Raw genomic sequence first — 12605 nt, forward strand, 5'->3', positions numbered from 1 at the left:
AGCAAGGTCGGCTCCGCCTACGGGGTCAGAAGAAGGCTTTCATCTGACCCCAGCTTGGCCGTCACCCCGAGCTGGCCTGCCACTCCAAAGTCGGCTCTGCCTCCGGGGTCAGATGAAGGCTTTCATCTGACCCCAACTTCACGTCGCGTCCACCCCAAGGTCGGCTCCGCCTCCGGGGTCAGAAGAAGGCTTTCTTCTGACCCCATCTTCATCTTCGCCCCCACTCCCAGCAGCCACCCGCCTATGCGCCTCGGCCGCCTCCCGAATCCGCTCCATGGTAATCTCCCGCACCGCCTTCTGACTGGCCCGGATGTGCCGGGTCAGGCGGTCGGCGGCGTCGGCGGCGTGACCGGTGCGCAGGGCCTCCAGAATCTGCGAGTGCTCCACATAGGTCGCATCCACCCGATCATCCCGGGTGAAATCCAGCCGGCGGATAATCCGCAGCCGGTCGGTGATCTCCCGGTGAATCCGGGTCATCTCCCGGTTGCCGGCGGCGGCCACCAGGTCGCAGTGGAAGCTCTCATCCAGCGCCCGCACGGTGCTGCCCACCGCCCGCTCCGAGGGATGATCCGGGTTCCAGATGGCGGTCAGCGTCCGCACTGTCTGCGGCTCCTCGGGCAGGGCGCAGATCTTGTGCATGGCGGCCCGTTCCAGGGTAATCCGCAGGTCATATAGTTCCTCGACCTGCTGGAAATCAAACGGCTTCACCTGCCAGCCGCTGCGGAACAGCACCTCCACGTAGCCTTCCCGCTGCAGCCGGTACAGCGCCTCCCGCACCGGCGTGCGGCTGGCGTTCAGGCGCGTGCCAACGTCCCCCTCGCTGAACTTGTCACCGGGGATCAACCGGAACTCGAAGATGTCGTCCTTCAGGGCCTCGTAGACCCGGTCCGCCATTGACTCTTTGCGTTTGCCGTTTGCTGCCATCAGATTTTGATACTCAACAGGGGTTCTCCCGGCGTGACCGCCTTGCCCGGTTCCACGTGCATGGCACTGATCTTCCCGGACAGGGTCGCGTTCACCTCGAACTCCATTTTCATAGCCTCGACGATCATCAACGGATCACCCTCGGCTACTGTGTCCCCGGGTTCCACCAGGCACTTCCAGATGTTGCCTGCAATCTCGGCGCTCACCAGCTCCCCGAACCGTTCCAGGTCGGAGGCGTCGGCTTTCGGGGGCTCCTTCGCCAGCCGGTCCAGCTCCTCTGCCTCGCTTTCTTTCCACAGGGCCACTTCCTTAGCATACGCCGCCTTCTGCATGTTCCGGAACTCGGCAATGGAATCGGCGTTGGCGTCCAGGAAAGCCTGGTGGGATTTCAGGTCGAAGGTTTCTTCCTCGATCCGGATAGTCAGCTTGCCGGCCCGGAACTGGTCCCGCATTTCGGTCAGCTCGTCTTCGGTCACCGGGTAGTAGCAGACCTGATCGAAGAACCGCAGCAGCCAGGGCGCACCTTCGGCGAACTGCGGATTCTTCAGGTACTTGTTCCAGATCGGCAGGGTGCGCCCCACCAGCTGATAGCCACCCGGCGAGTCCATGCCGTAGATGCACATGTACACGCCGCCGATGCCCACCGTTCCCTCCGCGGTATAGGTCCGCGCCGGGTTGTACTTGGAGGTGAGCAGGCGGTGCCTCGGGTCCAGCGGCACGGCGCACGGGGCACCGAGGTAGACATCCCCGAGGCCCAGTACCAGATAGCGCGCCGAGAACAGCACCTCGCGGACGTCCTCCCGGCTCGGCAGGCCGTTGATTCGCTGCATGAAGTCCACGTTGTTCGGCAGCCACGGCGCGGTGTCGCGCACCGACTGGCGGTACTTGTCCACGGCCTCCAGAGTGGCGCTGTCCTCGAAGGCCATGGGCAGATGGATGACCCGGCTGCGCACCTTGAGTTCGTCCGTCGGCGGGAGGCTGCCCTCCAGATCGAGCAGGTATTCCATCAGCGACTGCTGCGGCAGGATGCGGGAATCGTACCTCAGCTGCAGCGAACGCACGCCCGGCGACAGTTCCAGCAGGCCTTTGGGTTGGACATCGGCAATGGCTTCCATCAGGGCATGGATGCGCATGCGCACGCCGAGGTCCATCACGTTGGGCCCGTATTCCAGCAGGATGTACTGGTCCCCGGCCTGGCGGTAGGTGACCTCCGGCCGGCCCTCGGTCTCCTCCAGATGTGCCAGGATCGTCGCCGACAGGTCGTTGACCGGGGCCAGCTCCGGCGCAACCAGATCCACCGCCGGCGGTGCCATCAGGCTCTTGATTGCCAGCTCCTGACGCTCGGACAGGCTCACCGCCGTGTCGTAATCGATGGGCACGAAGCGGATCGTGTCGCCCGGCTTCACCTGGCCCACCTTCCACAGCTCCGCCTTGGCAATGGTCACCGGGCACACGAAGCCGCCGAGGCTGGGGCCATCCTTGGTCAGGATGACCGGCATGTCCCCGGTGAAGTTGATGGAGCCGATGGCGTATTCGCAGTCGTGGATGTTGGACGGGTGCAGGCCGGCCTCGCCGCCGTCCTCCCGGGTGAATTCCGGCTTCGGCCCGTTCAGGCGGATGCCGAGACGGTTGGAGTTGTAGTGCACTTCCCAGTCCTGCTCGAAGAACTTCTCGATGGACTTTTCGGTGAAGAAATCCGGGGCGCCGTGGGGACCATAGAGCACACCGATCTCCCAGTGGTCCGGGTAGTCCGGAACCAGGTCCGGATCGGCCGGAGCCGGATCGTGGGTCGGTCCCGGCGTGGTGCAGGCCGGCAGTTCGATCTGGCTGATGCCGAGCATATCGCCCGGGCGCAGGGGCCGGCCACCGTGACCACCGAACTGGCCGAGGGCGAAGGTGGAACGGCTGCCCAGATACACCGGCACGTCGAAGCCGCCGCGCACCGCCAGGTAGGAGCGGCAACCTTTGATGGCTTTGCCGACGGCGAGGGTCTGGCCGGCCTTTACGTGGATCGGTTTCCAGAACTCTACGGGTTTGTCATCCAGGGTGGCGTCGGTCAGCGCACCGGTAAGCGCCACCACCGAGTCCTTGTGGAACTTCAGGCTGGGGCCAATGAGCGTGGCTTCCAGGCCCGCCGCGTCGTTGTGGTTACCGACGATCCGGTTGGCGATGCGGAAGGCGTAATCGTCCATGGGACCACTGGGCGGTACGCCGATGTTCCAGTAACCCACGCGGCCCGGATAATCCTGCACCGTGGTGTAGGTGCCCGGCTTGATCACTTCGGCAACCGACGGTTTGAACTCGAAACTTTCCAGGGCGCGGGTGGAGACAATGCCGTCCTCGAAGCTCTTCTGGGCGACGACCTGGCGCAGGTAATCGAGATTGGTGGCAATGCCCATCAGGCGGGTCTCGGCCAGGGCAGCGCGCAGTTTGGCCAGGGCATCGTCCCGGTCCTTTCCGTGTACGATCAGCTTGGCGATCATGGGGTCGTAGTGGGCCGAGACCTCGCTGCCGTTCTCCACCCAGGTATCAATGCGCACGCCGTCTTCCGGCCAGTGCACGTCCGTCAGTTCGCCGGGGGAGGGCTGGAAGTCCTTGAGCGGGTCCTCGGCGTAGATTCGCACCTCCATGGACGCGCCGTTCAGGGTGGGCTCGAAGGTGGCCAGATCCGGGCTTTCACCGGCGGCGATCTTCAGCATCCATTCGATCAGATCCAGGCCGGTGACGGATTCGGTGACCGGGTGCTCCACCTGCAGGCGGGTGTTCACCTCCAGGAAGTAGAACTCGTCCCGGTCGGCGTCGTAGATGTATTCCACGGTCCCGGCAGAGCGGTAATTGACGGATTTTCCGAGTGAGACTGCGGCATCCAGCATCGCCTCGCGGGTGGCGGCCGGCAGCTTCGGCGCCGGGGTTTCCTCTACGACCTTCTGGTTCCGCCTCTGCAGGGAACAGTCCCGCTCGCCCAGGGCGACCACATTGCCCTGGCCATCGCCGAAGATCTGCACCTCGACGTGGCGGGCCCGGGCGATGAAACGCTCCAGGAACACGCCGCTGTCGTTGAAAAAGCTCTGGCCCTGACGGCGCACGGTTTCAAAGGTATCCCGCAGCTCGCGCTCACTGTTGCAACGGGTCAGGCCGATGCCACCCCCGCCGGCGGTGCTCTTCAGCATCACCGGGTAGCCCAGGTTCTCGGCGGTCTGCAGGGCCTCATCCAGGCTCTCCAGCAACCCACTACCCGGCGCCAGCGGCACACCGGCGGCCTGTGCCAGCTCCCGCGCCCGGTGCTTCAGGCCGAATTCGCGCATCTGCTCCGGCGTTGGGCCGATGAACACGATGCCCTCCGCCTCGCAGGTCTCGGCAAAGTCCGCGTTCTCGGAGAGGAACCCGTACCCGGGAATGATCGCCTCCGCGCCGGTCTGCTTCGCGGCGGCAAGGATCTGGGCCTTGTCCAGGTAAGTCTCGCTGGCGCCATTGCCCTCGAGCGCCACCGCCTCATCGGCGCTGGTCACATGCAGGCTGTGCCGATCCTCATGGGAATGCACCGCCACACTGGCCACGCCCATGGCCTTGAGCGTGCGAATGGTGCGGACCGCAATCTCGCCGCGGTTGGCGATCAGAACTTTGGAAAACATGGTTTGGAATCTCCTTGTTTGGGGTCAGAAGAACGCTTTCTTCTGACCCCACCTTCACGGTCAAACTCTGGGGTCTGATGAAAGCCTTCATCTGACCCCATCTTTGCCGGCCACAAACGCCCGCCACCCACCAAATTCGGTGACGTCGCGAGCCCCCTCAAACCCATACCCCTCACAAACAAACCCATTCACCCACCGCCCATCGGCAAGCTCGACGTTGCCGATGCCCAGCGGCGCGGGAATCAGGTCCACGAAGGAGCCAAACTCGGAAGCCGCCATTTCCCACACCTCCACAATGATCTCGGCCCCGTCGGCCTCCACCCGCTTCAGCCCCGGCTTGGGCGGCGTGGTGTTGGGCAGGGCGTAGAGGCGGTAGTTGGCGGAGGTGGTGGTCTGCTCAAGCAGCGTGGCGTGGCGTTCGGCCAGCTGGGTGTTCAGGGGCATGCCCGACAGATGGGCACCCACCACAGCTACCTGGATCGTGGGAACGGCCTGTTGGTGAGTAACCACTTCCTTGGGGCGCGGCTTATCCACTGCGCCCAGTGCGGTGGGGTGGGCATTGAGCCACTGGCTGGCCAGGGTCTGCAGTTCCTTGTCCTTCCAGGCACCGCTGATGAGGGTGACGCCGAAGGGCACGCCGTCATCCCGGAACCCGGCGGGTACGGCCAGCGCACTGAAGTCGGCGAAGTTGACGAAGTTGGTGTAGGTGCCCAGCTGGCTGTTCAGGGGCACCGGATCGGCATTCACCGCCTCGATGGTCGGGGCGGTCGGGGCCGTGGGCACCAGCAGGGCGTCGATGTTCCAGAGCAGTCCGTCGATTTCCCGGATCAGCTCTTCCTTGCGGTAGATGGCGTTGAAGGTGTCGGTGGCACTGAACTTGCCAGCGTTCCGGATGATGCCCGCGACCACCTCGTTCATGTCGGCTTCGTGCTCGGCCATGAACGACTCCACCGCAGCGTGGCGTTCGGCCACCCAGGGACCTTCATACAGCAGGGCCGCCAGTTCCATCATCGGCCCGAAATCCAGCGCCACGATCTCCACATCCTGCTGCCGCCACTGGCTGATGGCTGTATTCCAGGCCGCTTCCGCCTGTTGGTCCCCGAAAAACTGCGGATGCTCGGGAATGGCGATGCGGTGGATCGGTCCCGGGCGCCGGATCGCGGCGGCATCCATCGGCAACGCGGCAGGTGCCGTGCGGGAGAACGCATCGGCGGGCTCGAAGCCGGCCATCGTCTCGGACACGACCGAGGCATCGTTCACCGTCAGCGCAAAAATGGAGACACAGTCGATGGAGCGGCACGCCGGCACCACACCCTTGATGCTGAACAGTCCTTTGGTCGGCTTCAGCCCCACCAAGTTGTTCAGCCCGGCCGGCACCCGACCGGAGCCGGCGGTATCCGTGCCCAGAGAGAAGGGCACCAGCCCCCGGGCCACGACGGACGCCGAGCCGGAACTGGAGCCACCGCTGACCACCTTCCGGTCAAAGGCATTGGGCACGGCGCCATACGGGGAACGGGTGCCCACCAGGCCCGTCGCAAACTGGTCCAGGTTGGTCTTGCCGATCAGCACGGCGCCTGCGGCTTTCAGCCTCTCAACGACCGCCGCATCCTCATCCGGGCTATAGGCAAAGGCGGGACAGGCCGCGGTGGTTTTGAAACCCCTGGCGTCGATGTTGTCCTTTGCCGCGAAGGGAACCCCATAAAGCGGCAGCTGCCTGACATCCCCGTCCACGGTTTCCAGCCGATCGGCGAGCTCGGCCATGGCAAGCACAAAGCTGTCGTTATTGAGCCAGGAAATCCAGGCGGGGTCCTTTGTATCCAGGTAATCCAGCAGGGAGCCGATTAGTGCTTCCGGTTCGGCTCCTTCTCTATAGGCATTCTGCCAGTCCTTGATGGTCCATCCGAGGGTTGAAGGCATGGTGCATCCTCATGTGCGTTGTCAACTTGTATACATGAGCAATGGCAATGCCCGTGCCATTTGCGGATATTTCTTATAAATCTAATAAAAACAGGTGGTTGAGTGATTCTTGCAGGGAGGGCGCATTTTCAGGCCTGCGCCATCTCGGTGCGAACGCACCAAAAACAGCGCCAAAAACCGGCATTTTTCCGGGAGTCCAAGACGGCCTGATTGGCGGTGTTCGGCTTGTATACTAGTTAAGTGACTGTTTTATAGGGATTTGAAGGCAATGTGGAACGGCAGATGCACAGGTCCCGGTGCGTTTTAAGACGAACTGCACAACCTCACTATGAAAAGGACGCACGACATGAGCATCAAAAAACACGTGAAGCTGGGTCTCTCCGCATTGGCCCTTTCTGTCTCCCTCAATTCGGTAGCCGCAGAGGACCCGATTAAGGTCGGTATCCTGCACTCCCTCTCCGGCACCATGGCCATCAGTGAGTCGACCCTCAAGGACACCATGCTGATGCTGATCGAAAAGCAGAACGCCGAAGGTGGCATCCTGGGTCGCCAGCTCGAGCCGGTGGTGGTGGACCCCGCCTCCAACTGGCCGCTGTTTGCCGAGAAGGCCCGCGAGCTGCTGGCCAAGGAAAAGGTCGACGTGATCTTCGGCAACTGGACCTCGGTGTCCCGCAAGTCCGTACTGCCGGTGGTGGAAGAACTGAACGGCCTGCTGTTCTACCCGGTGCAGTACGAGGGTGAGGAATCCTCCGAGAACGTCTTCTACACCGGCGCCGCGCCCAACCAGCAGGCGATCCCGGCGGTGGATTACCTGATGAACGAGATCGGCGTCGAGCGCTGGGTGCTGGCGGGCACCGACTACGTCTACCCGCGCACCACCAACAAGATCCTCGAGACCTACCTCAAGGATGCCGGTGTCTCCGCCGATGACATCATGATCAACTACACACCGTTCGGGCACTCCAACTGGCAGTCCATCGTCTCCGACATCAAGAAGTTCGGCAGCACCGGCAAGAAGACCGCCGTGGTCTCCACCATCAACGGTGACGCCAACGTACCGTTCTACCGTGAACTGGCCAACCAGGGCATCGACGCCGCCGACATCCCGGTGGTCGCCTTCTCCGTGGGTGAGCAGGAGCTCTCCGGCATCGACACCGGCCCGCTGGTCGGTCACCTGGCCGCCTGGAACTACTTCATGAGCGTGGACAGCGACGCCAACTACGACTTCATCGACGCCTGGGTCGAGCACACCGGCAAGGAAGACGCCGTCACCAATGACCCGATGGAAGCCCACTACATCGGCTTCAACATGTACGTGGAAGCGGTCAAGAAAGCCGGCACCACCGACGTGGAAGCGGTCAAGGACGCCATCATCGGTGTGGCCGTGCCCAACCTGACCGGCGGCTACGCCACCATGATGCCGAACCACCACATCACCAAGCCGGTGCTGATCGGCGAGATCCAGGACAACGGCCAGTTCTCCGTGGTTTGGGAGACCCCGTCCACCGTGGCCGGCGATGCCTGGTCTGACTTCCTGCCGGGTTCGAAGGACCTGATCAGCGACTGGCGCAAGCCCATGAAGTGCGGCAACTTCAACGTGGTCACCGGCAGCTGCGGTGGCAAGGCCGAGGTCGCCTCCAACTAAGCCAACCGGGTAAACACTGCCCAGGGCGGGGGCCGCCCCCCGCCCACTTCACGCTTCAACCCCAACAACAGGACAGGATGCAAACATGGGCATCACCGGATCGCTCAGCCGCCTTCTGCTTGTCTGCCTGCTGCTCTGGCCCGCCATGGCCACCGCCCAGGTTGACGACCCGGAAGCGCAACAACTGCTCACCGCCCTGGCGGAATCCTCCTTCGCGGAAAAGAAAGACGTGGTCAACCGCATCGCCGGCTCCGGCGACGAACGGGCCCGCACCTGGCTGGAAGCCTTCGCCGCCAACAAGCTTGCCCGCATCGAATCCACCGGCCAGTTCGTGATCGTGCTCTCCAACCGGGGCCGCAACTGGGACGTGGAAAGCGCCACCACCGGCGAGAGCCTGGGCGAAGTCTCCCGGCGGGACATCGACACCATCCGCGTGAACAACAGCCTGCGCAGCGAGCTGGAAAGCATCCTCTCCGTCATTGACCTGAAAAGCCCCGACGAAGACAGCCGCCTGACCGCCGCCCGTGCCCTGCGGGGGAACGTGGACGACGGCCTGGCCGACCAGTTACCGGACCTGATCGAGGCGGAAACCGCCTCCGACGTCCAGCTGGCGCTCACCGAAGCGCTGGCCATCTACCGGGTGGAAGAGCAGGGCGACAAGAGCGCTGTGGCCGTGCTCTCCGGCAGCCTCAATTCCGAAGCCCGCGCGGCCCTGCAGAACGCCGTCCGGAGCGACGACCCGGCCCTGGCGGCCGCCGCCAACAAGGCCCTGGAAAGCATCGAACAGAAACTCAAATTCAACCGTGCCGCCGAGACCCTCTACTTCGGGCTCTCGCTGGGCTCGGTACTGGTGCTGGCGGCCATCGGCCTGGCCATCACCTTCGGCGTGATGGGCGTGATCAACATGGCCCATGGTGAGCTGATCATGCTCGGCGCCTACACCACCTGGGGCATGCAGCAGCTGCTGCCGGGCCAGCCGGGCCTGGCGCTGATCCTGTCCATCCCCGCCGGTTTCCTGGTGGCGGCGCTGGCGGGCATCGCCATCGAGCGCACCGTGATCCAGCACCTCAAGGGCCGTCCGCTGGAAACCCTGTTGGCCACGTTCGGCGTGAGCCTGATTCTGCAGCAGCTGGTGCGCACCGTGATCTCGCCCCTGAACCGCACCGTGATCACCCCGGACTGGATGAGCGGCTCGGTGATGATCAACGAGGCGCTGTCCCTCACGCTCAACCGCATGTACGTGATCGGTTTCGCCCTGGTGGTGTTCGCCGGCCTGATGCTTATCATGCGCAAGACCCGCCTGGGCCTGGAAGTGCGCGCGGTCACCCAGAACCGCGCCATGGCCCGCTCCATGGGCATCAAGGCCACCAAAGTGGACATCCTCACCTTCGGCCTCGGCTCCGGCGTGGCCGGACTGGCCGGTGTCGCGCTCTCCCAGATCACCAACGTGGGCCCCAACCTCGGCCAGAATTACATCATCGACTCGTTCATGGTGGTGGTGTTCGGCGGCGTGGGTAACCTCTGGGGAACCCTGCTAGCGGGCCTGTCCCTCGGCACCATCAACCAGCTGCTGGAACCCTGGGCGGGTGCCGTGCTGGCCAAGATCCTGGTGCTGGTGTTCATCATCCTGTTCATCCAGAAACGGCCCCGGGGACTCTTCCCCCAGAAAGGCCGCGCGGCGGAGGGTTAAGGTATGTGGTTAACAAGACCCTTGCAGGAACGCTCTACTCAAGTTTTTCTGGGCGTGCTCTTCGCCGCCCTGGTTGTGGTCAGCGCGCTGCACCTGTTCATGCCGGAAGACAGCGCCCTGTACGTCAGCTCCTACACCGTCACCCTGCTGGGTAAGTACCTGTGCTACGCCCTGTTGGCGGTGGCCGTGGACCTGGTGTGGGGCTATCTCGGTATCCTCAGCCTCGGCCATGGCGCCTTCTTTGCCCTCGGCGGCTACGCCATGGGAATGTACCTGATGCGCCAGATCGGCGATCGCGGCACCTACGGCGACCCGATCCTGCCGGACTTCATGGTGTTCCTGAACTGGCAGGAGCTGCCCTGGTACTGGCACGGCTTCGACATGGCCTGGTTCGCCTTCCTCATGGTGCTGCTGGCCCCGGGCCTGCTGGCGCTGGTGTTCGGCTTCCTGGCCTTCCGCTCGCGGGTGACCGGGGTGTACCTCTCCATCATCACCCAGGCCCTGACCTTCGCCCTGATGCTGGCCTTCTTCCGCAACGAGATGGGCTTTGGCGGCAACAACGGCCTGACCGACTTCAAGGACATCCTCGGCTTTGACCTGCGCACCGACGCCACCCGCCTCGGCCTGTTCATCGCCACCGGCATTGCCCTGGCCATCGGCTACGTGATCTGCCGCGGCATCGTCACCAGCAAGCTCGGCCGCGTCAGCATCGCCTGCCGGGACGCCGAGGCCCGCACCCGCTTCCTGGGCTACCGGGTGGAACGGGTGCAGCTGTTTGTGTTCGTGGTCTCCGCCATGCTGGCGGGCGTGGCCGGCGCGCTCTACGTTCCCCAGGTGGGCATCATCAACCCCAGTGAATTCTCGCCGCTGTTCTCCATCGAGATCGTGGTGTGGGTGGCCCTGGGTGGCCGCGCGACCCTGTACGGTGCCGTGATCGGTGCCATCCTGGTGAACTACGCCAAGACCGTGTTCACCGGCATCATGCCGGACGCCTGGCTGTTCGCCCTCGGCGGCCTGTTCGTGCTGGTGACCGTGTTCCTTCCCAAGGGCATCGCCGGCCTGCTGCATAAGCGCAGGAAAGCCGAAACCGCTGAACCCACCCCCGCACAGGAGGCCACGGCATGAGCATCTTCGAGCAACTGACGGACCGGGAGCACGTGTTCGAATTCCTGGCCCCGGTGCAGTCCCCGGTGGACGTGCGCCACGGCCCGATCCTGTACCTGGAGGACGTGAGCGTGAGCTTTGACGGCTTCAGGGCCATCAACAACCTCAACCTCACCATCGACGACGGCGAGCTGCGCTGCATCATCGGCCCCAACGGCGCGGGCAAGACCACCATGATGGACATCATCACCGGCAAAACCCGCCCGGACACCGGCTCGGTGTGGTTCGGCAGCCGCCACAACCTGCTCACCATGAACGAGCCGGACATTGCCACCCTGGGCATCGGCCGCAAGTTCCAGAAACCCACCGTGTTCGAGGCGCTCACCGTGTTCGAGAACCTGGAACTGGCCATGGCGACGGACAAACGCATCTTCCCGACGCTCACCGCCATCATGAAAGCCGAATACCGGGACCGCATCGACGAAGTGCTCGAACTCATCGGCCTCAGGGACCTGCGCGACCGCCTCGCCGGCATCCTCTCCCACGGCCAGAAACAGTGGCTGGAGATTGGCATGCTGCTGATGCAGAAGCCCCGCCTGCTGCTGGTGGACGAACCCGTGGCCGGCATGACCGAACAGGAAATGGAACGCACCGCCGAACTGCTCACCAGCCTCGCCGGCAAGCAGTCCGTTGTGGTGGTGGAGCACGACATGGGCTTCGTGCGCTCCATCGCCCGCCAGGTCACCGTGCTGCACCAGGGCAGCGTGCTGGCCGAAGGCACCATGGACAAGGTCTCCAACGACCCGGAAGTGATCAAGGTTTACCTCGGGGAAGACGCCTGATGCTCAAGATCAACCAACTCAACCACTACTATGGCGAAAGCCACACCCTCTGGGACCTGGAGCTGGACGTGCCCCAGGGCCAGTGCACCTGTGTGATGGGCCGCAACGGCGTGGGCAAGACCACCCTGATGAAGTGCATCATGGGCGAGGAAGCCGCCAAGAGCGGTTCCATCGAATTCGCGCAGGATGTAGAGCTCACGAAAAAGAAAATCGAAGACCGCTCCCGCCTCGGCATCGGCTACGTGCCCCAGGGACGGCAGATCTTTCCCCTGCTGACCGTGGAGGAAAACCTGCGCACCGGGCTGGCGGTGCGGGCCGATGGCAGCAAGAAGATTCCGGAGCGGGTTTACGAGCTGTTTCCGGTGCTGAAGGAAATGCGGCATCGCAGAGGCGGCGACCTGTCGGGCGGACAGCAACAGCAGTTGGCGATTGGGCGGGCGCTGGTGATCGAGCCGAGGCTGCTGATTCTGGATGAGCCGGGGGAGGGGATTCAGCCGAACATTGTGGCGCAGATTGGGGAGGTTATTCGCCGATTGATCGAGGAGGATAGGCTGACCGTTTTGCTGGTTGAGCAGAAGTTGCCGTTTGCTCGGAAGTATGCGGATCGGTTTGTGATTGTTGACCGGGGGAGGAGGGTTGCTGAGGGGGGGATCGGTGAGTTGTCTGATGAGTTGATCAAGACGCATCTGACGGTATAGCGGTCGACCGAACTACCTGCCTCTACAGCCTTTAAAGCCTCAACTTTCAGAACTCTGTCTCCGAATACTCTCGGAGCGGAGTTTTTATATTTTTGTAATCCAGGAAGACAAAATGATGTGCGATGGTCTAGTGTAGGTAGCTACATGCTATGT

The 12605-nt window shown here is 63.5% G+C and carries 8 protein-coding genes; 5 read left to right on the forward strand and 3 right to left on the reverse strand.

What is annotated here, in order from left to right:
• Positions 1-138 precede the first annotated feature (138 nt).
• The 3 genes from MD273_RS03020 to atzF form a co-directional block, all read right to left on the reverse strand.
• Positions 139-924 (reverse strand): GntR family transcriptional regulator, encoded by a 786-nt coding sequence (locus MD273_RS03020; protein ID WP_239036287.1) that lies wholly within the window; start codon positions 922-924, stop codon positions 139-141.
• On the reverse strand, positions 924-4556 hold the full coding sequence (gene uca / locus MD273_RS03025; RefSeq protein WP_239036288.1) for an urea carboxylase: 3633 nt from the start codon (positions 4554-4556) through the stop codon (positions 924-926). The genes MD273_RS03020 and uca overlap by 1 nt, the downstream gene beginning before the upstream one ends.
• Before the next feature lie 87 nt (positions 4557-4643).
• The gene (gene atzF / locus MD273_RS03030; RefSeq protein WP_239036289.1) at positions 4644-6473 is read right to left on the reverse strand and encodes an allophanate hydrolase; all 1830 of its coding nucleotides are present in this window, start codon (positions 6471-6473) and stop codon (positions 4644-4646) included.
• 346 nt (positions 6474-6819) lie between these two features.
• Between atzF and urtA the strand changes: the two genes are divergently transcribed.
• The 5 genes from urtA (at position 6820) to urtE (ending at position 12452) form a co-directional block, all read left to right on the forward strand.
• Positions 6820-8118 carry an urea ABC transporter substrate-binding protein gene (gene urtA, locus MD273_RS03035; RefSeq protein WP_239036290.1) on the forward strand — a complete coding sequence of 433 codons (1299 nt, stop codon included), beginning with the start codon at positions 6820-6822 and terminating at the stop codon, positions 8116-8118.
• An 85-nt stretch (positions 8119-8203) separates the two neighbouring features.
• Positions 8204-9808, forward strand: coding sequence for an urea ABC transporter permease subunit UrtB (gene urtB / locus MD273_RS03040; RefSeq protein WP_239036291.1), 1605 nt, complete (start codon positions 8204-8206; stop codon positions 9806-9808).
• A 3-nt stretch (positions 9809-9811) separates the two neighbouring features.
• Entirely contained in the window at positions 9812-10933 is a 1122-nt protein-coding gene (gene urtC / locus MD273_RS03045) for an urea ABC transporter permease subunit UrtC (protein ID WP_239036292.1), read from the forward strand.
• Positions 10930-11754, forward strand: a complete 825-nt coding sequence (gene urtD / locus MD273_RS03050) for an urea ABC transporter ATP-binding protein UrtD (protein WP_239036293.1) — start codon at positions 10930-10932, stop codon at positions 11752-11754. Before urtC ends, urtD begins: the two co-directional genes overlap by 4 nt.
• A complete protein-coding gene (gene urtE, locus MD273_RS03055; protein ID WP_239036294.1) occupies positions 11754-12452 on the forward strand; it encodes an urea ABC transporter ATP-binding subunit UrtE in 699 nt (232 codons plus the stop codon). The genes urtD and urtE overlap by 1 nt, the downstream gene beginning before the upstream one ends.
• Positions 12453-12605: the final 153 nt, after the last annotated feature.

The organism is Marinobacter sp. C7, assembly GCF_022343555.1.
GTDB lineage: Bacteria > Pseudomonadota > Gammaproteobacteria > Pseudomonadales > Oleiphilaceae > Marinobacter.